This is a genomic window from Streptomyces sp. NPDC059785, assembly GCF_042732375.1.
Taxonomy (GTDB): Bacteria; Actinomycetota; Actinomycetes; order Streptomycetales; family Streptomycetaceae; genus Streptomyces.
Genome location: NZ_JBHWHV010000023.1, coordinates 79,660 through 105,998 on the forward strand (window position 1 = coordinate 79,660; position 26,339 = coordinate 105,998).

A 26,339-nucleotide genomic window follows, 5' to 3' on the forward strand; every position below is an offset into this window, starting at 1 on the left:
GTGGCTCGGACCGCCCCCGGTTCTGCGCGCGAAGAACCGTGCGGACAAGGCTAGTTGACTCTGTGTCAGTGTCCAATCACCGTAGCGACAGAGACCTATCGACATATTTATAGTTGGGGTTCGGTCGGGGGTGCTGGGAGGGGAGGGACTCCATGGACTTGGCCCTGCTGCGCACGTTCGTGACCGTGCACCGGGCCGGCTCCTTCACCCGCGCCGCCGCCCTGCTGGGTCTGTCGCAGCCGGCCGTGACCTCACAGATACGGACTCTGGAACGCCAGTTGGGGCGGCCCCTCTTTCTGCGCCAGGCCAGGGGCGTCACGCCCACGACGATCGGCGACGAACTCGCCCACAAGGCGGCCCCGCACCTCGACGCCCTGGTGGAGATCACCGAGACGGGCCTCGACGAGGACTCCTCCTTACGGACGCTGCATCTCGCCGGGCCGCCGGAGTTCACCGCCGAGCGGGCCCTTCCCGCTCTTACGGAACTCACCGGCGACGACGGTCAGGGCTTCGCCCTGCGCGCCTCCTTCGGCACCGCGGAGGAGACCCTGGAGGGACTGGCTGCCGGACATCATGATCTGGCCATCGCGACGGCCCGCCCACGCGGTGCTCTGCTCACCGCGACTCCGCTCTGCGACGAGGAACTCGTTCTGATCGCCGCCCCTCGCTGGACCGCCCGCATAGGCGCCGGAAAGCTGCGCCGCAGAGGCGCGCACGCGCTGGAGACCTGCCCCCTCATAGAGGTGCACGAGTCGCTGCCGTTCGTCGCCCGCTACTGGGCCTCTGTCTTCGACTCCCGTCCCGCCGCGGCGGGCGCGATCGTCGTTCCCGATCTGCGTGCCGTCCTCGCCTGTGCGGCCGCGGGCGCGGGTCTCGCCGTACTGCCGCGCTACCTGTGCGCGGAGGCGCTGGACGCCGGCGAGGTCGTGGCACTGCTGGATCCGGCCATTCCGCCTTTACGTACGTACTTTCTTGTGGTGCGCACCGGCACTCTGGCCATGCCGCACATCGCCCGGGCGCACGAATGGCTGCTGCGAGCAGCAGGGGACTGGGGCTGAGGCCCCCGGACGGCGCCCGGCTGCTTTGCGATGTTTCACGTGGAACCAACCGGGCCACATTTCCCCCATGACCGTCCGACCCGTGGTCAAGCGCACCGCACGCGCCGTCCTGCTGGACGGCGACGACCTGATCCTGATCAAGCGCACCAAGCCCGGTGTCGATCCTTACTGGGTCACCCCGGGCGGCGGGGTCGAGGCCGAGGACACCACCGTGGTCGACGCTCTCCACCGTGAGGTGCACGAGGAGCTCGGTGCGAAGATCACCGATGTGGTGCCCTGCTTCGTGGACACCGTCGAGCACATCGGCGAGGACGGTGGCGCGACCGGCGTGAAGGTGCAGCATTTCTTCGTCTGCCGCCTCGAGTCCATGGACACCAGTCAGCGGCACGGCCCCGAGGTGGACGAGCCGCTGGGCGAGTACGAGATCGTACGGATCCCCTTCACCCGGGTCGGCATCGCCTCCGTCCATCTCGTCCCGCTGTCACTGCGGCACTATCTGGACGGCAATATCGAGGGCGTTCTGGCGATGCACGCGCCCGACCTGGGCTGACCCGTTCTCCTGGGGCCTCGCCTGGTACCGGTGGTCAGTTCCCGGCCATGACGAGTTCGTCCACCGAGTCGTGCCGGATGCGGCTCGACGGGATGCCCACGTCCCTGAGCGCGTCCACTCCGTTGCGGATCATGCCGGGCGGTCCCGAGAGATAGGCGTCGTACTCGTTCCACGGGCCGTACTCGCGGACTGCGTCCGGAAGTTGCAGATGCGCTTGCTGGTCGATGATCGGCCGCACCGCGAGCCACGGGTGACTCTGCTGGAGCCGCAGCATCGTGTCGATGTCGTAGAGGTCGTGGCCCGTACGGGCGCCGTAGAAGACCTCCACCGAGCGCCGGTCACCGTGTTCGGCGACGTCCTCGACGAGCGCCTTGATGGGGGCGATACCGGTACCGCCGCCCAGGCAGAGCAGTCCGCTCTCGGTGGTGTGGTCGACGGTCATGGTGCCGGTCGGCGGTCCGAGCCGGATGACGTCGCCGGGCCGGGCCCGGTGCACCAGGGCGTTGGAGACCCAGCCTGCCGGGACCGCCTTCACGTGGAAGGACAGCAGCCCGTCCGAGCGGGGCGCCGAGGCGAACGAGTAGTGCCGCCATACGCGTGGCCACCACGGCGTCTCGACACTCGTGTACTGCCCGGCGAGAAAGGGGTACGGCTGGTCCGGACGGACGGTGAACACCGCTATCTCGGGGGTCCGCAGATCGTGCGAGACGATCTCGGCGTGCCACCAGGCCGGGGCGCGCAGCTCGTCGGCCGCCGCGGCGTCGATCATGATCTGGGAGATCGTCGTGTACGTCCGCACCCAGGCCGCTTCCGTCTCCGCGTCCCAGACCGAGGCGGCGTAGTGGCTGAGCGAGCCGAGAAGGCACTCTCCGACGGCCGGGTAGTGCTCGGGGCGCGTGCCGTACTTGCGGTGCCCCCGGCCGAGGCCCTGGAGATACGTGACCAGCACGTCCCTGTTGTCGATGTGCTCGGCGGCGATCAGCAGCGCTCTCAGCAGCCGGTCCCGCTGCGTGTCCATCGCGGCGGGGAACAGCGACCGCAGTTCGGGATGGCGTACGAAGAGCAGCGCGTAGAAGTACGAGGTCACCTTGTCGGCTATGGGCTCGATCTCGGTCATGGTGCGCTGGATCAGCCGGGCGTCCGGTGAGCCGTGCCGGGCGGACCCGGTCGGCGCGGGAGACGCCTCGGCGGGCATCGGCTCGTTGCGTGGCGTGAACCAACCGCCTCCGCCGTTGCCGCCGGGATTGCCGTTGTCGGCCGGCGTAGTGGTCGGAGCCTTCATGGTGTGCCTCGCCTCGAACATCTTTCGGTCGGTCTGCGCACTTCCTCAGCGGGAAGTTGCCTGCTTTCCCTCGCAGACGGTTGTTCTTACGGCCCCGTTCAATCTCGCCGGTCATTGCCGGCACTTGAATCCTTGAATTCCGTCCCCGCGTACGGAGTGACTCACGTGTGTGACATGGGCCGCACTACTCTTCCCGCAGCTTCCCATCCCCGGGTCGACGGCGGATGGCATAACGGGGAATGCGGGTCTTCGATCTCTCCATCCCGTTAGGCTGCTTTGGCCTGTGTTCGTGCCGTTGTCGGAACGGTAGGCCAACCGCCCCGTGAGGAACCGCAGTCGACCCTACCGGTCGGCGGTCCACGCACAAGCTCTTCCATGCCACTCATGAATTGTCCGGCCGAACCAGTAATTCCTTCAATTACCGGGCGCGCCGGACCAATTCATAGACATCCCACAGATCTCACCCCATGGACGATGACGTGGCGACACCCGCCGGATGCCGGTCCGCTTTGATCGTGGCCGACGGAGCGCGCCGTTTCACGTGAAACATCTGTCCGCTCACTGTGCGGAAGTGCATGAGATGGCCAAAAGCGCAGGCGTATGCGCCAAACCGGTGGACGCCAGGGGGGCTGGTCAGACAGCCTGACCTGCGTGTCGACACCATCCCTCCCCGCTCCGCCCATCCGCCGACTGTCGCTCCGCGACCTCACCGCCTGCGCCGACTTGTCCGAGAACCGGGGATGGCCCCGCGAGGAACACAAATGGGGTCTGCTTCTGGCGGCCGGTACCGGTTACGGCATCGACGACCCCGAGAGCGGACTCGTCGCCGCCTGCGTGGTGACCGAGTACGGACCACGAGAGCGTCCCGGCCTCGGGGCGATCGGCATGGTCCTGGTCGCGGAGCGCCATGCCCGCCAAGGGGTCGGCCGACGGCTGATGCGACACGTTCTCACCGAGATGGGCACCACGCCGCTCACGCTGCACGCCACCCCTATCGGCCGCCCGCTCTACGAGGAGCTGGGCTTCAAGGTGACCGGCCGGGCCGAGATGGTCCGCGGCCGCTTCGTACCGGGCGGGCCGGAGCCTGACGTGGCCACCAGGTCCGCCACCGCGGAGGACCTCACCACGATCCTCCGGCTCGACGAGGAGGTTTTCGGCTCGGACCGCACGCATGTGATCACCCGGCTGCCGGCCTTCGCGGACCAGTTGCGCGTCGCCGAGGAGGACGGCCGCATCATCGGGTACGCGGCTGCCTGGCCCAACATGGAGACGCACGTCATGGGCCCCGTGGTCGCCCGCGACACGGAGACGGCCAAGGCGCTTATCGCCTCCCTGGCCGCTCGTACGGACCGTCCGCTGCGCACCGACATCGACGTACGGCACGAGGAGCTTCTCTCCTGGGCGAAGGAGCGCGGTCTGGAATCCGTCTCCTTCAACGCGGTCATGACGTACGGGATCACGGAGCTGCCCGGGGACTGGACGCGGCGCTTCGCCCCGCTCACGGTGGCCGCGAGCTGAGACGGCCGCCGCACGTCGGACGAACGGCGGCTGCCGCACGCCGGATAGACACGGAAGAGCGCCGGGCCCCCGGGGTAGGGGGACCGGCGCTCTGCGCCGACAGGCCTCGATCAGGCGAGAGCCTCCGCGGCGGCGGTGGCGAACCCGTGGTCCTGCTCCGGGGCGCCGCCGCCGACCCCGATCGCTCCGATCAGCCGGCCGTCACGGCGGACCGGTACCCCGCCCGCGATGAACAGCAGCGGACGGTCCAGCGCGGTGGGCAGAGTGTGGAAGAGGCCGCCCGGCTGCACCGCGTCGACGAGGTCGGCGGTCGCCGAGTCGAGCTGGAGCGCCGTGTAGGCCTTGCGGGTGCTGGTTTCCCCGGAGATCAGCACAGCCCGGTCGTCGCGCCGGAAGGCCAGCAGGTGCCCGCCCGCGTCGAGGACGGTCACGCTGACGGTGACTCCGGCGGTCTCGGCGGCGCGGGTGGCCTCGGTGACGAGGAACTCGGCGTCCTGGATGGTCAGCGGGGCGACAGCGGTGGTGGTGCTCATGAGGTTTCTCCTTGCGGGTGGTGCTGAGCGTCGCGGTGCGTAGAAGGCGCTCGGGGGGTGCAGAGGGGTTGTTCGGTTCGCGGGAGGGGGGCGGCCCTGGTCCCGCCGGCGGACCGGGTCAGTGGTGCGCGACGGCGCGCTGTTCGGTCGGCGTGGCTCCCGCGACGACCGTGCTGGGCCGCCCGGTGCGGCGTTCGAGGGCGGCGGAGAGCACGGCCAGGACCAGGGCGGCCGCGGCGAGGACGGCACCGACCCAGTTGGGGGCGGTGTAGCCCAGGCCGGCCGCGATGACGATGCCGCCGAGCCAGGCCGAGAGGGCGTTGCCGAGGTTGAAGGCGCCGATGTTCACGGCCGAGGCCAGCGTGGGAGCGCCGTGCGCCTGGTCGAGGACGCGCTTCTGCAACGGCGGTACGGTCGCGAAGCCGAGGGCGCCGATCAGGGCGATCGTGACAGCCGCGAGGATCTTGTTGTGCGCGGTGAGCGTGAAGAGGACCAGCACGACGGCGAGGCCGCCCAGCGACACGTACAGCATCGGCATCAGCGCCCGGTCGGCGAACCTGCCGCCGATGAGGTTGCCGCCGACCATGCCGAGGCCGAAGAGAACCAGGAGCCAGGTGACGGAACCGTCGGCGAACCCGGCCACGTGCGTCATCATCGGCGCGATGTAGGTGACGGCCGCGAAGACGCCGCCGAAGCCGAGGACGGTCATCGCCATGGCGAGCAACACCTGGACGTTTTTGAACGCGGCCAGTTCGTGCCGGAGCCGTACCCCGTCGGGCTTGGGCATCTCGGGGACGAGCTTGGCGACGCCCAGCAGGCCGACGATGCCCAGTGCGGCCACTCCGGCGAAGGTGACCCGCCAGCCCGCGGACTGTCCGATCAGTGTGCCCAGCGGGACGCCGACGACATTGGCGACGGTCAGGCCGCTGAACATCATGGCAATGGCGCCGGCCTTCTTCTCGGGCGCGACCAGCTCGGATGCGACGACCGATCCGATGCCGAAGAAGGCGCCGTGAGCCAGGGAGGCGACCACTCGGCCCACCAGCATCAGCCCGAAGACGGGGGCGACGGCGGAGAGCAGGTTGCCCAGGACGAACAGTCCCATGAGCAGCATCAGCATCCGCTTGCGGGACACCTTGGTGCCGAGCGCGGTCATGATCGGGGCGCCGATCACGACACCGAGGGCGTAGCCGGTCACCAGGAGGCCGGCGGTGGGGATCGAGACACCGAAGTCGCCCGCGACCTCGGGCAGTACGCCCATGATCACGAACTCGGTCGTTCCGATGCCGAAGGCCCCGATCGCGAGGGCCAGAAGCGCGAGAGGCATGAGTGAAGCACCCTTCCCGGACGATTGCACGAGCGCTTTGCGTGCGTTCACAATAGTTGCAGACGCGGGATACTTGCAAGCGCGGCCTATTGCGGTTGTGTCGTATCCTGGTGAGAGCCGCTCCGGGACGGAGGAAAACGCCATGACAGCGACGGATCCCGCGCTCACCGCCCTAGCCCAGGGCTGGTGCGCCCTCTCCCTGTTGCACGGAAGGATCGAGGCGCACATCGAGCGCGCTCTCCAGGGCAAGCACGGGCTGAGCGTCCGGGAGTACTCGCTGCTGGACGTCCTCAGCCGGCAGCACGACGGCGACGGCGGCCATCTACAGATGAAGCAGGTCGCGGATGCGGTCGTGCTCAGCCAGAGCGCCACCACCCGGCTGGTCACCCGGCTCGAGGACCGCGGGCTCCTGTCGCGCTATCTCTGCCCGACCGACCGGCGCGGCATCTACACCAATGTGAGCGAGGCGGGACTCGACCTCCTGGAGAAGGCCCGGCCCACCAATGACGCCGCGCTGCGGGAAGCACTCGACGAGGCCGCGAAGAACCCCGAGCTGGCTCCCCTCGTCCGGGTCGTGGAGTCGGTGCACGCGCCCGCGTAGACCCGAGCCGACAGAAGAGGGGGCGCCGGCCGACGCGGCGGGTCCGCATAGGCTGCGGTCATGGGAGATCTCGACATACGACCGGCCGCGGTGGAAGACGTGCCGGCGATCGTGGCCATGCTCGCGGACGACCCGCTGGGCGCCCAGCGGGAGACGCCGGACGACCTGACCCCTTATCTGGCCGCGCTGGAACGGCTCAGCGGCGACCCGAACCAGCACCTGGTGGTCGCCGTCCGCGAGGGCCGTGTAGTGGGCACCCTCCAGCTCACCATCGTCGCCGGGCTGTCCCGGCAGGGAGCGACGCGGTCCATCATCGAAGGCGTGCGCATCCACAGCGACGAACGGGGCAGCGGCCTCGGCACGCAGCTCATCGAGTGGGCCGTCGAGGAGTCCAGGCGCCAGGGCTGCCAGTTGGTTCAGCTCACCTCGGACGCCACCCGCACCGACGCCCGTCGCTTCTACGAGCGGCTCGGCTTCACCGCCTCGCACGTCGGCTTCAAACTGTCGCTCTGAAGCTCGCTGCCTGAGCCCCCGGACTCACGGAAGGGTCCTGTTTCACGTGAAACACAACGCGTGAAACAGGACGCGCGAAACAGGGCCCTTCTCGCTGCGCGAGCCGCTATGGCAGTCCGCGCCACCCTCCGGCATCGACTCCGCCCGGCACGGGCGCGCTCTCGTCGTACGGCTGGCGGGTGAAGACGAACGATCCGAGATCAAGATGGCTCAGAGTCCCGTCGGGACGCCGTACGGCCTGCAACAGCTCTCCTGCGTAATAGCCTTCGAGGCCGGTCCAGGTGCCGTCACCGTTGTCCCGGAAGCGAGCGCCGCGGCCGGTGCCGGTCAGCGGTCCCAGTGAGAGGCCCCCGCCCGCCGTCAGCCGCAGCGCGAAGGCGTGTGTCCCCCAGTACCACTGCCCCGCCAACTCCAGCGCGACCGCATCGGCTTCGGGCAGCGGCCGCCACGGCTCCGGGATCCGCGGTTCGGCCTCCGCCACCGTGCGTACGAGATCGGCGGCGACGGTCGTCGTCAGGGGTCCCGACGTGCAGTTGGCGAGCACCACGGCCGCCACGTCGTCCTCCACGCTGATGAAGAGACTGGCGAGGAAGCCGGGCAGCGAGCCGGAATGCCCGGTCAGCAGCCGGCCGTCACGGTGCAGGATCTGCAGGCCGAGACCGTAGGCGACGCCCGCCGCCACTTCCTGCGCTTCGGCCGGAGCGGCGGGCGCCCGCATCTCGCGCACGGAGTCCGCGCTCAGCACCCGGTCGTCACCCCGGGCGAGGAAGACCGCGAACCGGGCCAGATTCGCGGCCGTGGACCACAGTTGCCCGGCCGGAGCCATCCGGCCCAGGTCCTCGGAGGGCTCGGGCAGCAGCACGTCCGCCCAGGGGTGCACGGCCCAGCCTCCCGCGTGCGGCGCCTGCGGCTGTCCGCTCGTGCGATGCAGGCCTAGCGGTTCGAGCACCTCCCGCCGCAGCACCTCCTCCCAGGGCTCCCCCCGTAGCTGCTCCACCAGCGCGCCCAGCAAGCTGTAGCCGGGGTTCGAGTAGTGGTGCCGCCGCCCGACCGGATGCCGGAAGGGCTGCTCGCCCAGCACATCGGCGAGCTCAGGACGGAGCGAGCCGGGTGTGCGTTCCCACCAGGGAGCAGGCGACTCGGCCGCCAACCCGCTGGTGTGCGTGAGCAGTTCGGCGATCGTGGCCTCCCCCGCGCCGGTGCCCGGCAGATGCTTCTCCAGCGGGTCACCGAGGTCCAGGACGCCCTCGTCACGCAGCCGCAGGACGAGTACGGCGGTGAAGGTCTTGGTGATGGAGCCGATCCGGTACTGCACGTTCTCGTCCGGGCCGTGCCCGTCCACGGAGGTACGGCAGCCGGTCCAGACCGTCTGCCCGCCCCGGACGACCGCCGCGACCAGCGACGGCGCCCTTCCTTCGGCCTGAGCGGTGGCGATCCGGTGCAGCAGGGCGCGTCGCGTGGCGGGCAGCAGCTCTTCCTGGGGTGTCGTCATGCGACCCAGTCCACCCGCCCGTGCACCGCACGTCGAGCGCATTTCCCCGGACCGGACCGCATGTCCCCGCCGCCGTGCGCGGCGGGTGCGGGTTCGCGGCCCCTCAGTCGAGGCAGAACTCGTTGCCCTCGATGTCCTGCATCGAGATGCAGGACTCGTTCTCCTCATCGGCGAGCAGGAGACGCACGCGGGTCGCGCCGAGCGCGACCAGGCGCACGCATTCGGCCTCAAGTACGGAAAGGCGCTCTTCACCCACGAGCCCGGTGCCGACCCGCACGTCGAGATGGACCCGGTTCTTGACGACCTTCCCTTCGGGAACGCGCTGGAAGTACAGCCGCGGACCGACACCCGAAGGGTCGGAGCAGGCGAACCACGCGTCCCGCTCCTCAGGCGGCAGCGAGCGGTTGTAGTCGTCCCACGTGTCGAACCCTTCCGGCGGTGACGGGACGACGTACCCCAGCACCTCGCACCAGAAGCGGGCTACGCGCTCGGGCTGCGCGCAGTCGAAGGTGACCTGGACCTGCTTGATCGGCGGCATTGGCACACCCTAGCCCGCGCTCCGCTCGCCGGAACTTCCTTATCAGGTCTGCGCCATGTCCACGAAGCGCGAGTAGTGGCCCTGGAAGGCGACAGTGATCGTCGCCGTGGGGCCGTTACGGTGCTTGCCCACGATGATGTCCGCCTCGCCCGCGCGCGGCGACTCCTTCTCGTACGCGTCCTCGCGGTGCAGCAGGATCACCATGTCCGCGTCCTGCTCGATCGATCCCGACTCACGCAGGTCGGACACCATCGGCTTCTTGTCCGTACGCTGCTCGGGGCCTCGGTTCAGCTGCGAGAGCGCGATGACCGGGACTTCCAGCTCCTTGGCGAGCAGCTTCAGGTTCCGGGACATGTCCGATACCTCCTGCTGGCGGCTCTCGGAGCGCTTGGACCCACCGGCCTGCATCAGCTGCAGATAGTCGATGATCACCAGCTTGATGTCGTTGCGCTGCTTCAGGCGGCGGCACTTCGCGCGGATCTCCATCATCGACAGGTTCGGAGAGTCGTCGATGTAGAGCGGCGCCGCCGATACCTCGGGCATCCGGCGCGCGAGCCGGGTCCAGTCCTCGTCCGTCATCGTGCCGGAGCGCATGTGGTGCAGCGCGACCCGGGCCTCCGCGGACAGCAGGCGCATCGCGATCTCGTTGCGACCCATCTCCAGCGAGAAGATGACGCTGGGCAGGTTGTGCTTGATCGACGCTGCCCGGGCGAAGTCGAGGGCCAGCGTCGACTTGCCCATGGCGGGGCGGGCGGCGATGACGATCATCTGGCCCGGGTGCAGACCGTTGGTGAGCGAGTCGAAGTCGGTGAAGCCGGTCGGTACACCGGTCATCTCGCCGCTTCTGGAGCCGATCGCCTCGATCTCGTCGAGTGCGCCCTCCATGATGTCGCCGAGCGGCAGATAGTCCTCGCTGGTGCGCTGCTCGGTGACGGCGTAGATCTCGGCCTGGGCGCTGTTGACGATCTCGTCGACGTCGCCGTCGGCCGCGTATCCCATCTGTGTGATGCGGGTGCCGGCCTCGACCAGGCGCCGCAGGACCGCGCGCTCGTGCACGATCTCCGCGTAGTACTCGGCGTTCGCCGCCGTGGGTACCGTCTGGACCAGGGTGTGCAGATAGGGGGCGCCGCCCACCTTGGTGATCTCGCCGCGCTTGGTGAGCTCGGCCGCGACCGTGATCGGGTCGGCCGGCTCGCCCTTCGCGTACAGGTCGAGGATCGCCGTGAAGATCGTCTCGTGCGCGGGCCGGTAGAAGTCGTGGCCCTTGATGACCTCGACGACGTCGGCGATGGCGTCCTTGGACAGCAGCATGCCGCCGAGAACGGACTGCTCCGCGTCCACGTCCTGCGGCGGCACCCGCTCGAAGGCCGAGCCTCCGCCGTCCCAGTCGCCGGCTTCCCGGCCGCGCTCGTGCTGCTCGTCGCGGCCTCTGCCACCCTCGCCACGCCGCCGGGAGGCAGGCAGACGATCACTGGGGCCGCTGTCGGCCCACGGGTCGTCCAGGGGCTCGGAAATGCTCACCGAGCTACCTCCTCCCGTCCGCCGAGCGGACCTAACCGTGCCCCTCTTTTCTACGGCACGGCACTGACAAATGAGTCACCCAACTCCGGTTCTGACGACTCGGTTTTGCCAGCTTTCCGAGGACGGAGGAGCGAGCGGGCGCCGCCCTACGTTAGGCCCGTCGGCACCGTCAGCCAATCTGGTTATCCACAGGCCATGTGGACGACGGCCCCGATGCTGTGGAGAACCATGCAAAAGCTGTGCACGAGCCGGTGGACAGCCCTGTGAACAAGCCCTCCCCAACTCACGGGAACCCACCCTGACCTGCGCAAATATCGTCCACCGGCTGTGCAGAAGAAAAACTTCCCCAGTCTTGCCGAGTTCACCTCGAACGGTGCACGAAGAGGCACACGACCCCAACAAAAGTAAGGGTCGTTCATGAGTTGCATCTCTTACCTGTGGAAGATTAGATTGCTGCTCATGACACAGGCTCCAGCGACACCCAGGGCCGTCCGGCGCCGACACGATCGGGAGATCGTCGCGCTGGCCGTTCCGGCCTTCGGCGCACTCGTCGCCGAGCCCCTTTTCGTCATGGCCGACAGTGCCATCGTCGGCCATCTGGGAACCGCCCAGCTGGCCGGCCTGGGCGTCGCCTCCGCCCTCCTCATGACAGCCGTCGGCGTTTTCGTCTTCCTCGCCTATGCCACCACGGCCGCCGTCGCCCGTCGCGTGGGCGCGGGTGATGTCCGTGCCGCGATCCGCCAGGGCATGGACGGGATCTGGCTCGCCCTGCTGATCGGCGCGGCTGTCATCGCCGCCGCTCTGCCCACGGCGCCCGCCCTGGTCGAGCTTTTCGGCGCCTCCGACACAGCCGCCCCCTACGCGACCACCTATCTGCGCATCTCGGTGCTCGGCATCCCGGCCATGCTCGTCGTGCTCGCCGCCACCGGTGTCCTGCGCGGTTTCCAGGACACGAAGACACCGCTCTATGTGGCCGTCGCGGGCTTCGTGGCCAACGCCCTGCTCAATGCCGGCCTCGTGTACGGGGCGGATCTGGGCGTCGCCGGCTCCGCCTGGGGCACCGTGATCGCCCAGTGCGGCATGGCCTTCGTGTACCTGTACGTCGTCGTACGGGAAGCCCGCAAGCACGGCGCCTCGCTGCGGCCCGACATCGCCGGCATCAGGGCCAGCGCACACGCGGGAGCACCGCTGCTGGTGCGCACCCTGTCGCTGCGGGCGATCCTCATGATCGCCACCGCGGTCGCCGCCCGCCTCGGCGATGCCGATATGGCCGCGCACCAGATCATCCTGTCGCTGTGGAGCCTGCTCGCCTTCGCTCTCGACGCGATCGCCATCGCGGGCCAGGCCATCATCGGGCGCTACCTCGGAGCGAACGACGCCGAAGGCGCCCAGGCGGTCTGCCGACGGATGGTGCAGTGGGGCTTCGCCGTCGGAGTCGTACTGGGGGCGCTGGTCGTGCTCGCCAGACCGGTGTTCCTGCCGCTCTTCACCAGCGATTCCGGCGTACAGGACGTCGCCCTGCCGGCACTGCTCGTCGTGGCGGTCTCCCAGCCGGTCTCCGGCATCGTCTTCGTGCTCGATGGTGTCCTCATGGGTGCCGGGGACGGGCGCTATCTGGCGTGGGCGATGATCATCACCCTGGCGGTCTTCACTCCGGTGGCGCTGCTCGTACCGTCGCTCGGTGGCGGGCTGACCGCTCTCTGGGGAGCGATGGCTCTCATGATGGCGATGCGCCTGCTGACCCTGTGGCTGCGATCCCGTTCCGGTCGCTGGATCGTCACCGGAGCCACCCGCTGAAGCGGATCACTGATGTTTCACGTGAAACGGCCCGTTTCACGTGAAACAGACGAAGCCGCCAAGGCTTCACGTGAAACAGTCCAAGCCGTCGAGGCTTCACGTTGCATAGTCCGAGCCGCCGAGGTTCGCCTGAGAACGGCACGCAGAAGGGCCGCGCCCCAGAGGAACGCGGCCCTTCTCTCAGCTGTGCCGAGCGCTGCACTCAGGCAGCGACCACCTCGATGCTGACCTTGGCGTCAACCTCGGGGTGCAGGCGCACGGACGTCTCGTGGGCGCCCAGCGTCTTGATCGGCGCGCCCAGCTCGATGCGGCGCTTGTCGACCTCGGGGCCACCGGAAGCCTTGATCGCCGAGGCGATGTCGGCCGGGGTGACGGAACCGAAGAGACGACCGGCGTCGCCGGAGCGAACGGCCAGACGGACCTTCACACCCTCGAGCTGGGCCTTGACCTGGTTGGCCTGCTCGATGGTCTGGATCTCGTGGATCTTGCGAGCACGACGGATCTGCTCGACGTCCTTCTCGCCACCCTTGGTCCAGCGGATCGCGAGCTTCCGCGGAACCAGGTAGTTGCGAGCGTAGCCGTCCTTGACGTCGATGACGTCGCCGGCGGCGCCGAGGCCGGAGACCTCGTGGGTCAGGATGATCTTCATGTGTCGGTCACCCTTTCCTTAGCGCGCGGTGGACGTGTAGGGCAGCAGCGCCATCTCACGGCTGTTCTTCACGGCCGTGGCGACGTCACGCTGGTGCTGCGTGCAGTTGCCGGTCACGCGGCGGGCACGGATCTTGCCGCGGTCGGAAATGAACTTCCGCAGCATGTTCGTGTCCTTGTAGTCCACGTACGTGACCTTGTCCTTGCAGAACGCGCAGACCTTTTTCTTCGGCTTGCGCACAGGCGGCTTCGCCATGGTGTTTCTCCTGTGTGATCAAGAAGTGGGGGTACGGCCCGCCCTTAGAAGGGGGGCTCGTCCGAGTAGCCGCCGCCCTGGTTGCCGCCGGAGCCTCCGCCCCAGCCGCCACCCTGGTTGCCGCCGCCGGCAGGAGCGCTGGTCGCCCAGGGGTCGTCGGCGGGAGCACCGCCGCCACCCTGCTGCTGACCGCCGCCGGGGCCTCCGCCCCAGCCGCCGCCACCCTGCTGGCCGCCGCCACCGCCGCCGCCGTAACCGCCCTGGCCGCCTCGGCCGGTGGTCTTGGTGACCTTGGCCGTGGCGTTCTTGAGGCTGGCGCCGACTTCCTCGACGTCCAGCTCGTAGACCGTGCGCTTGATGCCCTCACGGTCCTCGTAGGACCGCTGCTTCAGCCGGCCCTGCACGATCACGCGCATGCCTCGCTGGAGCGACTCGGCGACGTTCTCCGCCGCCTGACGCCAGACAGAGCAGGTCAGGAACAGGCTCTCGCCGTCCTTCCACTCGTTCGTCTGGCGGTCGAAGGTACGGGGAGTGGACGCGACACGGAACTTCGCGACCGCCGCACCGGAAGGGGTGAAGCGCAGCTCGGGGTCATCGACAAGATTGCCGACGACCGTGATGACGGTCTCGCCTGCCATGGGGGTACCTCTCGGCGGGTTTGCTGCTGGCTGCTTGGTGCTGCTACTCGAATCCCGGGATCAGCTGAGCGGGAAGGCTCAGTGGGTCTCGGGACGGAGGACCTTGGTCCGGAGGACCGACTCGTTCAGGTTCATCTGGCGGTCGAGCTCCTTGACGACCGCAGGCTCGGCCTGCAGGTCGATGACCGAGTAGATGCCCTCGGGCTTCTTCTTGATCTCGTACGCGAGACGACGACGGCCCCAGGTGTCGACCTTCTCGACCTTTCCGTTGCCCTCACGGACGACGGAGAGGAAGTTCTCGATCAGCGGGGAGACAGCGCGCTCCTCGAGATCGGGGTCGAGGATGACCATCACCTCGTAGTGACGCATGTGGAACCCACCTCCTTTGGACTCAGCGGCCACGGTCGTTCCGTGGCAGGAGGGTTGTTATGCGTGCGCAACGGTATCGGCCGCCACTGACAGTCGGGTCCCCGCGAAGGACGAACCGAGCGGGATCCCCGTCGTGACCTGGCCGTGAGCTGGTCACGAGCCTGGGCAGACACCGGTGCAGACGGTACAGACTACCCGCACACCCGCTTCCGGTTGAAATCCGGCCGGGTTCGCCGTCAGTCTGGAGACCTCGGGTGTGTACGGCGCTAGGATGCGCCGCCTTCCGCAGGAGGTGCCTCATGGCACAGACAATGCGACCGAACGCCGCACGGACAGCACGGCCTCATGCCGTCGGATCCCTGTTCGCCACCGACCACAAGGTGCACCCGCTGCAGGACACCTTGCTCTGGGTGACCGCGATCCTCGGGGTCACCGCCTTCGTGACGGCGATGTTCCACAACCTCCACCTGCTCAGCTCGTGGGCGGGGCTGGTGGGCATCTTCACGGGGGCCTACGGACAGTTCGTCTCCATCACCACGCGCGAGCGCTTCGCGCTGATCATGGGCCTCGGCGCCTCGGCCGTCGGCTTCTTCCTCGGCATGGCCCACGGCGGTCTCTTCGGCGGCGTCATCGGCTGACGCTCCGGTTCCGCACCGGGCCGGCACCCGAGCCGGCACCGGCGGGTGCGGCCGGCCTTCCGCGGGCCGGCCGCACCCGCGGGGACCACGCGACGCGCGGTCCCGGCCGGTACCGGTCAGGGCACAGGTTCCGTACGGCCAGACGGGTCGCTCGCGGGGCGCAGTAGGCTTCGGCGCGAGAGCCAGGAGCCCCTGTACCCATGGGGACACACCAGCCCGAGGAGCGCCCGGAATGAGCCTGACCCTGAGGACCATCAGTCGAGAGCAGCATCTGGCCTATGTCCAGAGCCTGCCCGCGGCGAGCCACATGCAGGTTCCGGCCTGGGCCGATGTCAAGGCGGAGTGGCGCTCGGAGAACCTCGGGTGGTTCGACGACAAGACCGGTGACATGGTCGGCGCGGGTCTCGTTCTCTACCGCCAGCTCCCCAAGATCAAGCGGTATCTCGCCTATCTCCCCGAGGGTCCGGTCATCAACTGGTACGCGCCGAACCTCGACGACTGGCTGCGGCCGATGCTCGCGCACCTCAAGCAGCAGGGCGCGTTCTCCGTGAAGATGGGCCCCCCGGTGATCATCCGGCGCTGGGAGGCCGCCTCCATCAAGCAGGGCATCCAGAACCCCGACGTCAAGCGGCTGCGGGACATAGAGGCGGACTTCATCGAGCCCCGCGCCTTCGAGGTCGCCGACAAGCTCCGCCGCATGGGCTGGCAGCAGGGCGAGGACGGCGGCGCCGGCTTCGGTGACGTGCAGCCGCGCTACGTCTACCAGGTGCCGCTGGACAACCGCTCCCTGGAAGAGGTCCACAAGAACTTCAACCAGCTCTGGCGCCGCAACATCAAGAAGGCCGAGAAGGCCGGCGTCGAGGTCGTCCAGGGCGGCTACCAGGACCTGGAGGAGTGGCAGCGGCTGTACGAGATCACGGCCGTCCGCGACCACTTCCGGCCCCGCCCGCTGTCGTACTTCCAGCGCATGTGGTCGGCCCTCAACACCGAGGACCCCAATCGCATGCGGCTGTACTTCGCGCGGCACAACGGGGTGAACCTTTCCGCCGCGACGATGCTCGTCGTCGGCGGGCACGTCTGGTACTCCTACGGCGCCTCGGACAACATCGGCCGCGAGGTACGGCCCTCGAACGCGATGCAGTGGCGGATGCTGCGCGACGCGTACGCCCTGGGGGCGACCGTCTACGACCTGCGCGGCATCTCCGACTCGCTGGACGAGACCGACCACCTCTTCGGCCTGATCCAGTTCAAGGTGGGTACCGGCGGGCAGGCCGCCGAATACCTGGGCGAGTGGGACTTCCCGCTGAACAAGCTGCTCCACAAGGCGCTCGACATCTATATGTCGCGACGCTGACCTGGGCTTTCCGTTTCATTCTCTGACTTACGCCGATACGAAAGGTTCCGGGACCGGCCATGGCGCTCACGCTCTACGTCGACACCGCGCGCTGGCGGGCACACCACAAGCACGTGCAGGAGCAGTTCCCGGGGCTCGTCCCCGTCTGCAAGGGCAACGGCTACGGCTTCGGCCACGAACGGCTCGCGGACGAGGCCACGCGCCTCGGCTCCGACATCCTCGCCGTCGGCACCACCTACGAGGCCGCCCGGATCAAGGACTGGTTCGGTGGCGATCTTCTGGTGCTGACGCCCTTCAGACGCGGCGAGGAGCCCGTACCGCTGCCCGACCGCGTCATCCGCTCCGTGTCGTCGATCGACGGCGTGTACGGCCTCGTGGGCGCCCGCGTCGTTATCGAGGTCATGTCCTCCATGAAGCGGCACGGCGTGAGCGAGCAGGACCTGCCCCATCTGCACGCCGCCATCGAGAACGTGCGGCTGGAGGGCTTCGCCATCCATCTGCCGCTGGACCGCACCGACGGCTCGGACGCCGTCGAGGAGGTCATCGGCTGGATGGACCGGCTGCGCGCCGCCCGGCTGCCGCTGCACACCATGTTCGTCAGCCACCTCAAGGCCGAGGAGCTCGCCCGGCTCCAGCAGCAGTTCCCGCAGACCCGCTTCCGCGCCCGCATCGGCACGCGGCTGTGGCTGGGGGACCACGAGGCAACCGAGTACCGCGGGGCCGTCCTGGACGTCACCCGTGTGTCCAAGGGCGACCGCTTCGGCTACCGGCAGCAGAAGGCGGCCTCCGACGGCTACCTGGTCGTCGTGGCGGGCGGTACGTCGCACGGCGTCGGCCTGGAGGCGCCCAAGGCGCTGCACGGCGTCATGCCGCGCGCCAAGGGCGTGGCCCGGGCCGGTCTCGCCACGGTCAACCGGAACCTCGCGCCGTTCGTGTGGGGCGGCAAGCAGCGCTGGTTCGCCGAGCCCCCGCACATGCAGGTCTCGATCCTCTTCGTGCCCTCGGACGCCCCCGAGCCGCAGGTCGGCGAGGAGCTGGTGGCCCACCTGCGGCACACCACCACGCAGTTCGACCGGATCGTCGACCGCTGATCCGCGGGCGCGGGAGCGCGCCGGACGCATGCGAAAGGCCGTACACGGTGACCGTGTACGGCCTTTCGCATGGCTCGTCCGCGCCCGTCCGGGTGCTGTTCGCTCAGGGCGAACGGTCACCCGCAGCGCCCGTGCCGCCCCACTGCACCTGCGGTCCCTCGATATGCGCCGCATGCCGCGGCGGACGGGCCGCGGCGCCGAGTACGAAGACGTCCTCGGCGCCGTCCAGCACGCCGCCTGTCGGGTCGTCGTCGCCCGCCAGGCGCACCACGTCCCGCTCCGGCATGAGGATGTCGCGCACCACCACCGCGCACAGGTACAGCGTGCCCAGCAGATGGACGGCGATGGCCGCCTGGTAGCCCTCGGTGGGCAGACCCTTGTGGGCGTCACCGCTGGTCGTGTACGCGAGGTACATCCAGATGCCCAGGAAGTACACAACCTCGCATGCCTGCCAGACAAGGAAGTCCCGCCAGCGCGGCCGGGCCAGCGCCGCGAGGGGCACCAGCCAGAGAACGTACTGCGGCGAGTAGACCTTGTTGGTGAGGATGAAGGCGGCGACGATCAGGAACGCGAGCTGGGCGAAGCGGGGCCGGCGCGGTGCGGTCATCGTGAGGGCCGCGACGCCGAGGCAGGACAGCAGCATCAGGACGGTGGCGAGGGTGTTGATGTTGTCCGTCGTCAGAAACGGGCTGCCCCAGCGCTGCGTGAGGATCAGCCAGAAGGACCCGAAGTCGACGCCCCGCTCCTGGCTGAAGGTGTAGAACTTCGACCAGCCCTCGAAGGCGAAGAGCATCACCGGAAGGTTCACCGCCAGCCAGGCCACGGCCGCGCCCCCGAAGGCGGTCCCGAAGTCCCGCCATTTGCCGGCGCGCCAGCACAGGATCAGCAGCGGCCCCAGCAGCAGCACCGGGTACAGCTTCGCGGCCGTTGCCAGCCCCAGCAGGAGGCCGAAGGCGAGGGCCCGGCCCCGGGACCACATCAGCATGGCGGCGGCCGTCAGAGCGACGGCCAGCAGGTCCCAGTTGATGGTGGCGGTCAGCGCGAAGGCCGGCGCGAGGGCGACCAGCAGGCCGTCCCACGGGCGCCGGGCGTGCGTCCGGGTCACGCAGACGGCGATGACCGCCGCGCACACCATGAGCATCCCGGCATTGACCATCCAGTAGATCTGCTCCTGGTCCTGGATGCTGCCGCTGCCCGGCGTGACCCAGGAGGCGACCTCCATGAACACACCGGTGAGCACCGGGTACTCGAGGTAGTCCATGTCGCCGCTGAGCTTGTCGAAGTACGGCACCAGGCCGTCGGCGAAGCCGCGCCCCTGGTAGAGGTGCGGGATGTCCGAGTAGCAGGCGTGCGTGTACTGGGAGCTGGCGCCGAAGAACCAGCCGCCGTCGTAGCAGGGGAGCTTCTGCACCATGCCGAGGGCGAACATGCCGATCGCGATGAGCACGACGGCCCGCAGGGGAGTCCACCAGGACGTCCCGGACAGTGCTCGTCGTCCGACAGGGCCGCCGATCAGCTCACTGCCGTGCGCGGCGACCCCGTCTTCCCTGGTCGGCTGCACCGGCTCCGGCTCGTGCACGCTCGCTCGCGTCGTCTCTGCACTGGGCATGCCGCACATCCTGCCGTATGCACCTAGGAAAACGCCGAGGGCCGCCGCACCTGGTCGGTGCGGCGGCCCTTGTTTCACGTGAAACGCGGCTTGCGGGTGGCTCTGCGGCTATCCGAAGATGCCCCCGCCATTGCCGTTGCCTCTGCTGTTGCCTGTCGACTCCGATGGTGTGGCGCTGGATCCCGCGTCCGTTCCGCCGTCCTCGTCGCCGCCCGTATCCGAGCCACCGTCCTCGGTGCAGTCCCAGTCCCAATTGCCACAGGTTTCGCTCTCCGTGGGCGTGGGCGAGGCACTGCTCTCGCTGGGCGTCACCGACGGCGACGGACTCTCCTCTTCCTCCTCCGTCGCGGTCGCCGACGGGGTCACGCTCGGAGACGGAGTGTCGTTGACGATCGTGCCGATGTCCTCGGGCTCCGGGAAGTCGATGACCTTCGCGCCCTTGAGCGCCTTCTCCATGTAGTCGTGCCAGATCTCGGACGGGAACGAGGCACCGTGGATCTTCTTCTCTCCACCCGTTCCGTACATCTTGAGGAACTCGCGCTTCTCGTTCTTCTCGTCGTCGTCCATCCGGTACATGGTGATCGCGGTGGAGAGCTGCGGGGTGTACCCGACGAACCAGGCCGACTTGTTGCCGTCGGTGGTACCGGTCTTGCCCGCGACCTGGCGGTCGCTGAGCTTGGCGTTGGTGCCGGTGCCCTTCTCCACCACGGTCCTCAGCACGTCGGTGACGTTGTCGGCCACTTTCGAGGTGAAGGCCTGCGTGGTCTTCTCGACATCGCTGTGCTGGAAGACCGTGCCGTCTTCGCTGGTGACCTTCGTGACCGAGTACGGGTCGCGCTGCTTGCCGCTGGCCGCGAAGGTCGAGTAGGCGCCGGCCATCCGGATGGCGCTGGGGTCGGAGGTGCCGAGCGAGAAGGACGGGAAGTTCGAGCTCGCGAAGCTGTCCTCCAGGATGCCCGCGTCCTTGGCCGCCTGCTTGACCTTGTCCAGGCCGACGTCCATGCCGAGCTGGACGTAGGCGGAGTTCACGGACTCCCGCATCGCCTCGCGCAGGTCGATCTGATACGTCGGGGCGTTGTAGCTCTGGCCGCCGTCATTGGTCTGCAGCCATTCGTTGCCGTCCTTGTCCATCCAGACGTCACCGTTGTACTGCTTGATCTTGAGCTTGTTCTTGCCGCTGTACAGGCTCTTCGGGGAGACGACGGTGCGCTCGTCCTGTGCCTGCGTCTCTCCGCCGTCGGGGTCGCGCACGCCCCACGACATGGCGGCCGCCAGCACGAACGGCTTGAACGTCGAACCCACCTGGGCACCGGTCTGGTCGGCGTTGTTGGTGAAGTGCTTGGTCGCGTCCTCGCCGCCGTAGATGGCCTCGATGGCCCCGCTCGTCGGGTTCACGGAGGCTCCGCCGAACTGGACGTACTTGTCGGTGTCCGGACGCTGCTTCGTGTTGATGTGCTCCTTGCGGACCTTCTTCACCGCGTCCTCGAGCTCCGTCACCTTCTTCTTGTCGAAGGTCGTGTGGATCTCGTAGCCACCCTGCTGGAGCTGGTCCTGGGTGATGTCGGTGTTCTTGATGATGTAGGCCTTGGCCAGGTCTACGAGATAACCGATCTGTCCGCTGAGCTGCTGGTTGGAGCGCGGACTCTGAATCTCCGGGAACGTCTTGTACTCGGCCCGCTCGGCGGCCGTCAGGCGCCCGTCCTTGACCTCCTCGTCGAGGATCCACTTCCATCGCGTCACCGCGCGCTTGCGGTTCGCCTGGGGCGTGGCGGCCGGGTCGATCGAGGTCGCGCCCGCCGGGTCGTAGTACGTGGCGCCCTTGAGGACCGCGGCAAGGAAGGCGCACTGGCTGGCGTCGAGTTTCGTCGCCTCCACGCCGAAGTACGCGCGGGACGCGGCCTGGATGCCGTAGGCGTTGCGCCCGTAGTACGCCGAGTTCAGGTAGCCGGCCATGATGTCCTCCTTGGACACCGAGGCTCCGACCTTTATGGAGACGAACAGCTCCTTGAACTTCCGGGAGACCGTCTGCGACTGGTCGTTCAGCATGGCGTTCTTGACGTACTGCTGGGTGATGGTGGAGCCACCCTGCGTCTGGCCGCCCTTGGCCATGTTCACGAAGGCACGGGCGATACCCATGGGGTCGACGCCGCTGTCCGTCTCGAACGTCTTGTTCTCCGCGGACATGACGGCGTAGCGCATCTCCTTGGGGATCTTGTCGTAGCTGATGATCTGCCGGTTCGTCTCACCACCGGTGGAGACCATCTGGTCGCCGTTGCTCCAGTAGTAGACGTTGTTCTGCGCCGTGGCCGTCTTGGCCACGTCCGGCACGCCGACCAGCGCGTAGGCGACACCCGCCACGGTCACCAGGCTGCCGAAGAAGCCGATGAACAGGCCGGTCACCAGCTTCCACGACGGCACCCAGCGCTTCGCGCCGTACCTGTCCGCGCGTGGGTAGTCGATGATGCGCTTCTTGGCGGGAGCCTGACGGCCCCGGCCGCGCCCCGGCCCGCTCTGGGAGCCGCGTCCGGGTCCTTCGGCGGCTCTGCGCCGGCCGCCACCGCTTCGCTGTCCGGCTCGCCGGGCCTCGGCCCGGCCGCCGTACGGTCGCTCCTCACCTCCCGACCCGGAGTCGGAAGGAGATCCGGTGGCGCCCCGCGGTGCGGCGCGACGGCCGGAGGACGAGCCGGACTGTCCTCGTCGGGCCGCGGCACGCCCGCCGTCCTGCGGCTGCGGCGATTTGCGACGGTGCTCGCTCATCGAACGATTACTCCTCGGGCAGGCGCACCTCTGCGCGCCTGGAAACGGCGGCTGGTTTCCGGTCCCCCCGAAGTACGGATGCGGTCGTATTCGCATTCACCCGTACTGCACCGAGGACGGAGACGTCCTCGGTCGTCACTCGGTTCCCGGTGGTGTGCATGGCGCACAGACTACGCACCGTCAAAACCCGCCTAGGGCCGAAGTTCACCCCAAATCAGGCAACTTACTTCATGAGAATCGGTGATGTGACGCCGTTCACCATGCCCCCTCTTGTCGCAACCGTAGGGGCGTTCTATCGTGCTGATGTATCGAGTCGATACATCAGCTCGGCATAAGGACCGTGCCGACGAGGCAGCGACAGGGAGGTGGCGACCATGAGCCGGCGTTCCGGCATCCTGGAGTTCGCCGTGCTCGGCCTGCTCCGCGAGTCCCCGATGCACGGCTATGAGCTGCGCAAACGACTCAATACGTCACTGGGTGTGTTCCGCGCCTTCAGCTACGGGACGCTCTACCCCTGCCTCAAGACGCTGGTCGCCAACGGCTGGTTGATCGAGGAAACGGGTGCGACGTCCGAGGACGCCCTCGCCGCTCCGCTCACGGGACGCCGAGCCAAGATCGTCTACCGGCTGACGGCGGAAGGTAAGGAACACTTCGAGGACCTGCTGTCGCAGACCGGCCCCGACGCGTACGAGGACGAGCACTTCGCCGCGCGCTTCGCCTTCTTCGGCCAGACGTCGCGCGACGTACGCATGCGGGTGCTGGAAGGCCGCCGCAGCCGGCTGGAGGAGCGGCTGGAGAAGATGCGCGCCTCCCTGGCACGCACCCGCGAGCGCCTCGACGACTACACCCTCGAGCTTCAGCGGCACGGAATGGAGTCCGTGGAGCGCGAAGTGCGCTGGCTGAACGAGCTCATCGAGAGCGAGCGGGCCGGACGGGACCAGAAGCGTTCCGCACCCGACGGCTCCGCTCAGCACGACAGCACATCTGGAGAGACGGGCGGCCTGCCCCGGCACCGGGACAGCACCCGGCCGGATCCGTCCGACGACACCGCCACGTGAGACCCGTTCGGGGTCTCACCGAGTACACACAGGGAGCAACCGGAATGGGTTCGGTTCGCGTAGCCATTGTCGGCGTGGGCAACTGCGCCGCGTCGCTGGTACAGGGCGTCGAGTACTACAAGGACGCCGACCCGGCGACCAAGGTGCCGGGCCTGATGCACGTCCAGTTCGGCGACTACCACGTCGGTGACGTCGAGTTCGTCGCCGCCTTCGACGTCGACGCGAAGAAGGTCGGTCTCGACCTCTCGGACGCCATCGGTGCCAGCGAGAACAACACCATCAAGATCTGCGACGTCCCGCACAAGGACGTCGCGGTGCAGCGCGGCCACACCCTCGACGGGCTAGGCAAGTACTACCGCCAGACCATCGAGGAGTCCGCCGAGGAGCCGGTCGACGTCGTCCAGATCCTCAAGGACAAGCAGGTCGATGTCCTCGTCTGCTACCTGCCCGTGGGCTCCGAGGACGCGGCGAAGTTCTACGCGCAGTGCGCCATCGACGCCAAGGTCGCCTTCGTCAACGCCCTCCCGGTCTTCATCGCCGGCACCAAGGAATGGGCCGACAAGTTCACCGAGGCCGGTGTCCCGATCGTCGGTGACGACATCAAGTCGCAGGTCGGCGCCACCATCACGCACCGGGTGATGGCCAAGCTGTTCGAGGACCGCGGTGTCCGTCTCGAGCGCACCATGCAGCTCAACGTCGGCGGCAACATGGACTTCAAGAACATGCTCGAGCGCGACCGCCTCGAGTCGAAGAAGATCTCGAAGACCCAGGCCGTCACGTCTCAGATCCCCGACCGCGAGCTGGGGGAGAAGAACGTCCACATCGGCCCGTCCGACTACGTGCAGTGGCTCGACGACCGCAAGTGGGCCTACGTCCGCCTTGAGGGCCGTGCCTTCGGTGACGTCCCGCTGAACCTGGAGTACAAGCTCGAGGTCTGGGACTCCCCGAACTCCGCGGGTGTCATCATCGACGCCCTGCGCGCCGCGAAGATCGCCAAGGACCGCGGCATCGGCGGCCCGATCCTGTCGGCGTCCTCGTACTTCATGAAGTCCCCGCCGGTCCAGTACTTCGACGACGAGGCCTTCGACAACGTCGAGAAGTTCATCAAGGGTGAGGTCGAGCGCTAGGACTCGTCAGGAGACGAGATCCGGTTCGTCCGTCGAGGGTCCCCGGGGCAGTGCGCCCGGGGGCCCTCCTCCTGTGTGAGGCTGTGCCCATGGCTGTCGTGCGCGACCTGCGGATACTTCTGCGCTTCACGGGCTTCAGGCGCCTGCTCGGCGTACGGCTGCTGTCCCAGGGGGCCGACGGTGTCTATCAGGTGGCCCTCGCCACGTACGTCGTCTTCACCCCGGAGAAGCAGACCTCGGCGGCCGCCATCGCCTCGGCCATGGCCGTCCTGCTGCTGCCCTACTCCCTCGTCGGCCCCTTCGCGGGCGTCCTGCTGGACCGCTGGCGACGGCGCCAGGTCTTCCTCTACGGCAATCTGCTGCGCGCCGCGCTGGCGTGCGCGACGGCCCTCCTGATGGTCAGCCACGTCCCCGAGTGGCTCTTCTACGCCTCCGCGCTCTGCGTGACCGCGGTCAACCGCTTCGTCCTGGCCGGTCTCTCCGCCGCGCTGCCGCGGGTCGTCGACTCCGAGCGCCTGATCATCGCCAATTCGCTGTCCCCGACGGCCGGCACGCTGGGCGCCAGCGCGGGCGGCGCCGTCGCCCTCGCCGTACGGCTGCTGGCCGCGGACTCCAACACGGCGGTGGTCCTCCTGGGGGCCGCCCTGTACGCGGCCGCCGCGCTCGCGTCCCTGCGCATCGCTCCGGACCTCCTCGGGCCCGACAGGCGGTCGCTGCGGCCGCGGCTGGGTTCGGCTCTCCGCGACACCGCGCGCGGGCTCGTGGCCGGCGTACGTCATCTCGCCCAGCCGGCCCGCCGCCAGGCCGCCTGGGCGCTCGCGTCGATGACCTTGATGCGCTTCTGCTACGGCGCCCTGACGGTCATGGTGCTCATGCTCTGCCGGTACGCGTGGTCGTCCGACTCGGAGGGCGGCCTCGCGCTCCTCGGCCTGGCCGTGGGCATCTCCGGAGCGGGCTTCTTCGCGGCTGCCGTCATCACCCCCGCCACGGCCGAGAAGCTGGGCTCCGGACGATGGATCACCGTCTGCGCCGCCCTCGCCGCGGCGATGAGCCCCGCGCTGGGGCTCACCTTCACCGTGGTCCCGATGCTCCTGCTGGCCTTCGTGGTCGGTCTGACCACGCAAGGGGCCAAGATCGCCACGGACACCCTCGTGCAGTCCTCCGTGGACGACGCCTACCGTGGCCGGATCTTCTCCGTTTACGACGTGCTGTTCAACGTCGCGTTCGTCGGCGCCGCCGCGGTGGCCGCGCTGATGCTGCCGCCCGACGGACGCTCCGTCCCGCTGGTGATCACGGTAGCCGTTATCTACGGGGCGGTTGCTGTGACTATGCACCGCTTTGCTCGCCAGTAAGTGTCACATCAATGACACAGAGGGCCCCTCGGCTACTGAAATGTCAGTGCGGCCCGATAACTTACGCACGTCTTATTTCGCGCCATGCGAATCCACACGTTCCGAGGGGGACCCCCAAGTGACTACTCCGCCGCCGCCTCAGGGCCAGAACCCGTTCGCCCAGCAGCCCGGCGCTCCCGCGGCAGCACCCGCACAGCCGGGGTTCCCCCAGCAGCAGCCGTACCCGCCGTTCCAGCAGGGCGCGCCCGGCGCCCCGGTCCCGCCGCCGTCCTCCGGCAGCCGGTTCGGCAAGAAGGCTCTGCGCATCGTCGCCCTGATCGTGGTCGCGATAGCCCTGTACGGGGTGAAGTGGTACCTCGGGCAGAGCGACGCGGAGACCGCCTCCGTGGGCAGTTGCATGCACAACGACGGCACCAGCGTCAGCCCGGACCTCAAGACGGTCGACTGCTCGTCGAGCGACTCCGAGTACAAGGTCGTCGAGAAGTTCGACAGCACCAGCGACGACAGCAAGTGTGAGAGCGTCTCGGACGCGGAGATCTCGTACATCCAGACCGGCGGCGGCCATGACGTGGTGCTGTGCCTGAAGGAGACCAAGTAACAGCTCGGTCGGCATACGCCGAGGGGCGGTGTTTCACGTGAAACACCGCCCCTCGGCGTATCGGGAGTCATGCCCTCGGCGTATCCGGCGTCATGTTTCACGTGAAACATGACG

Annotated in this window: 25 protein-coding genes; 13 read left to right on the top strand and 12 right to left on the bottom strand. The window is 68.4% G+C overall.

Features of this window, described 5'->3' with window-relative positions; genetic code table 11:
- Positions 1–152: 152 nt before the first annotated feature.
- Together ACFV6E_RS19175 and ACFV6E_RS19180 are read left to right on the top strand one after the other, a co-directional pair.
- On the top strand, positions 153–1,058 hold the full coding sequence (locus ACFV6E_RS19175; protein WP_385159868.1) for a LysR family transcriptional regulator: 906 nt from the start codon (positions 153–155) through the stop codon (positions 1,056–1,058).
- Between the two features lie 67 nt (positions 1,059–1,125).
- Positions 1,126–1,608 carry an NUDIX domain-containing protein gene (locus ACFV6E_RS19180; protein ID WP_385159866.1) on the top strand — a complete coding sequence of 161 codons (483 nt, stop codon included), beginning with the start codon at positions 1,126–1,128 and terminating at the stop codon, positions 1,606–1,608.
- A 34-nt stretch (positions 1,609–1,642) separates the two neighbouring features.
- On the opposite strand, the gene ACFV6E_RS19185 is transcribed toward ACFV6E_RS19180, so the two are convergent.
- Positions 1,643–2,911: a globin domain-containing protein gene (locus ACFV6E_RS19185; RefSeq protein ID WP_385462944.1), complete on the bottom strand. Its 1,269-nt coding sequence runs from the start codon at positions 2,909–2,911 to the stop codon at positions 1,643–1,645.
- A gap of 630 nt (positions 2,912–3,541) precedes the next feature.
- On the opposite strand from ACFV6E_RS19185, the gene ACFV6E_RS19190 reads away from it, so the two are divergent.
- Positions 3,542–4,408, top strand: a complete 867-nt coding sequence (locus ACFV6E_RS19190; protein WP_385462948.1) for a GNAT family N-acetyltransferase — start codon at positions 3,542–3,544, stop codon at positions 4,406–4,408.
- Between the two features lie 110 nt (positions 4,409–4,518).
- Here the strand turns inward: ACFV6E_RS19190 and ACFV6E_RS19195 are convergent, their stop codons facing one another.
- Positions 4,519–4,941, bottom strand: coding sequence for a heme-binding protein (locus ACFV6E_RS19195; RefSeq protein WP_385462951.1), 423 nt, complete (start codon positions 4,939–4,941; stop codon positions 4,519–4,521).
- 118 nt (positions 4,942–5,059) lie between these two features.
- Complete coding sequence (locus ACFV6E_RS19200; RefSeq protein WP_385462953.1) at positions 5,060–6,496, bottom strand: MFS transporter; 1,437 nt, start codon at positions 6,494–6,496, stop codon at positions 5,060–5,062.
- Between ACFV6E_RS19200 and ACFV6E_RS19205 the strand changes: the two genes are divergently transcribed.
- Positions 6,411–6,869: a MarR family winged helix-turn-helix transcriptional regulator gene (locus ACFV6E_RS19205; protein ID WP_385159856.1), complete on the top strand. Its 459-nt coding sequence runs from the start codon at positions 6,411–6,413 to the stop codon at positions 6,867–6,869. The two genes, ACFV6E_RS19200 and ACFV6E_RS19205, sit on opposite strands and share 86 nt — an antisense overlap.
- Before the next feature lie 60 nt (positions 6,870–6,929).
- Positions 6,930–7,382 (top strand): GNAT family N-acetyltransferase, encoded by a 453-nt coding sequence (locus ACFV6E_RS19210; protein WP_385159854.1) that lies wholly within the window; start codon positions 6,930–6,932, stop codon positions 7,380–7,382.
- 106 nt (positions 7,383–7,488) lie between these two features.
- Here ACFV6E_RS19210 and ACFV6E_RS19215 read toward each other — a convergent pair whose 3' ends face one another.
- The 3 genes from ACFV6E_RS19215 to dnaB all read right to left on the bottom strand — a co-directional run bounded on the left by ACFV6E_RS19215 (position 7,489) and on the right by dnaB (position 10,933).
- On the bottom strand, positions 7,489–8,874 hold the full coding sequence (locus ACFV6E_RS19215; RefSeq protein ID WP_385462956.1) for a serine hydrolase domain-containing protein: 1,386 nt from the start codon (positions 8,872–8,874) through the stop codon (positions 7,489–7,491).
- A 103-nt stretch (positions 8,875–8,977) separates the two neighbouring features.
- On the bottom strand, positions 8,978–9,412 hold the full coding sequence (locus tag ACFV6E_RS19220; RefSeq protein ID WP_385159850.1) for a VOC family protein: 435 nt from the start codon (positions 9,410–9,412) through the stop codon (positions 8,978–8,980).
- 42 nt (positions 9,413–9,454) lie between these two features.
- Positions 9,455–10,933 carry a replicative DNA helicase gene (dnaB, locus tag ACFV6E_RS19225; protein ID WP_385159848.1) on the bottom strand — a complete coding sequence of 493 codons (1,479 nt, stop codon included), beginning with the start codon at positions 10,931–10,933 and terminating at the stop codon, positions 9,455–9,457.
- A gap of 459 nt (positions 10,934–11,392) precedes the next feature.
- On the opposite strand from dnaB, the gene ACFV6E_RS19230 reads away from it, so the two are divergent.
- On the top strand, positions 11,393–12,730 hold the full coding sequence (locus ACFV6E_RS19230) for an MATE family efflux transporter (RefSeq protein ID WP_385462959.1): 1,338 nt from the start codon (positions 11,393–11,395) through the stop codon (positions 12,728–12,730).
- Between the two features lie 202 nt (positions 12,731–12,932).
- On the opposite strand, the gene rplI is transcribed toward ACFV6E_RS19230, so the two are convergent.
- The 4 genes from rplI to rpsF all read right to left on the bottom strand — a co-directional run bounded on the left by rplI (position 12,933) and on the right by rpsF (position 14,641).
- Entirely contained in the window at positions 12,933–13,379 is a 447-nt protein-coding gene (gene rplI / locus ACFV6E_RS19235) for a 50S ribosomal protein L9 (RefSeq protein ID WP_385159844.1), read from the bottom strand.
- Positions 13,380–13,397: 18 nt separating this feature from the next.
- Positions 13,398–13,634, bottom strand: coding sequence for a 30S ribosomal protein S18 (gene rpsR, locus ACFV6E_RS19240; RefSeq protein WP_003949403.1), 237 nt, complete (start codon positions 13,632–13,634; stop codon positions 13,398–13,400).
- Between the two features lie 44 nt (positions 13,635–13,678).
- Positions 13,679–14,272 (bottom strand): single-stranded DNA-binding protein, encoded by a 594-nt coding sequence (locus tag ACFV6E_RS19245; protein WP_385159842.1) that lies wholly within the window; start codon positions 14,270–14,272, stop codon positions 13,679–13,681.
- 78 nt (positions 14,273–14,350) lie between these two features.
- Positions 14,351–14,641 (bottom strand): 30S ribosomal protein S6, encoded by a 291-nt coding sequence (gene rpsF, locus ACFV6E_RS19250; RefSeq protein WP_004950685.1) that lies wholly within the window; start codon positions 14,639–14,641, stop codon positions 14,351–14,353.
- Between the two features lie 299 nt (positions 14,642–14,940).
- Between rpsF and ACFV6E_RS19255 the strand changes: the two genes are divergently transcribed.
- From ACFV6E_RS19255 to ACFV6E_RS19265, 3 genes are all read left to right on the top strand, one after another.
- Positions 14,941–15,279: a hypothetical protein gene (locus tag ACFV6E_RS19255; RefSeq protein WP_385159840.1), complete on the top strand. Its 339-nt coding sequence runs from the start codon at positions 14,941–14,943 to the stop codon at positions 15,277–15,279.
- Positions 15,280–15,511: 232 nt separating this feature from the next.
- Complete coding sequence (femX, locus tag ACFV6E_RS19260; protein ID WP_385462961.1) at positions 15,512–16,633, top strand: peptidoglycan bridge formation glycyltransferase FemX; 1,122 nt, start codon at positions 15,512–15,514, stop codon at positions 16,631–16,633.
- Positions 16,634–16,692: 59 nt separating this feature from the next.
- Complete coding sequence (locus ACFV6E_RS19265; protein ID WP_385159836.1) at positions 16,693–17,724, top strand: alanine racemase; 1,032 nt, start codon at positions 16,693–16,695, stop codon at positions 17,722–17,724.
- 103 nt (positions 17,725–17,827) lie between these two features.
- Here the strand turns inward: ACFV6E_RS19265 and ACFV6E_RS19270 are convergent, their stop codons facing one another.
- Positions 17,828–19,333 (bottom strand): glycosyltransferase family 87 protein, encoded by a 1,506-nt coding sequence (locus tag ACFV6E_RS19270; protein ID WP_385462963.1) that lies wholly within the window; start codon positions 19,331–19,333, stop codon positions 17,828–17,830.
- Positions 19,334–19,441: 108 nt separating this feature from the next.
- Positions 19,442–22,090: a transglycosylase domain-containing protein gene (locus tag ACFV6E_RS19275; protein ID WP_385462966.1), complete on the bottom strand. Its 2,649-nt coding sequence runs from the start codon at positions 22,088–22,090 to the stop codon at positions 19,442–19,444.
- A gap of 374 nt (positions 22,091–22,464) precedes the next feature.
- Here ACFV6E_RS19275 and ACFV6E_RS19280 point away from each other — a divergent pair, with 374 nt between their 5' ends.
- The 4 genes from ACFV6E_RS19280 to ACFV6E_RS19295 all read left to right on the top strand — a co-directional run bounded on the left by ACFV6E_RS19280 (position 22,465) and on the right by ACFV6E_RS19295 (position 26,225).
- Complete coding sequence (locus ACFV6E_RS19280; protein WP_385159830.1) at positions 22,465–23,148, top strand: PadR family transcriptional regulator; 684 nt, start codon at positions 22,465–22,467, stop codon at positions 23,146–23,148.
- Between the two features lie 44 nt (positions 23,149–23,192).
- Positions 23,193–24,275, top strand: a complete 1,083-nt coding sequence (locus ACFV6E_RS19285; RefSeq protein WP_385159828.1) for an inositol-3-phosphate synthase — start codon at positions 23,193–23,195, stop codon at positions 24,273–24,275.
- 89 nt (positions 24,276–24,364) lie between these two features.
- Positions 24,365–25,627 carry an MFS transporter gene (locus ACFV6E_RS19290; protein ID WP_385462969.1) on the top strand — a complete coding sequence of 421 codons (1,263 nt, stop codon included), beginning with the start codon at positions 24,365–24,367 and terminating at the stop codon, positions 25,625–25,627.
- Positions 25,628–25,745: 118 nt separating this feature from the next.
- Complete coding sequence (locus ACFV6E_RS19295) at positions 25,746–26,225, top strand: hypothetical protein (RefSeq protein WP_385159824.1); 480 nt, start codon at positions 25,746–25,748, stop codon at positions 26,223–26,225.
- The last annotated feature ends 114 nt before the right edge of the window (positions 26,226–26,339 follow it).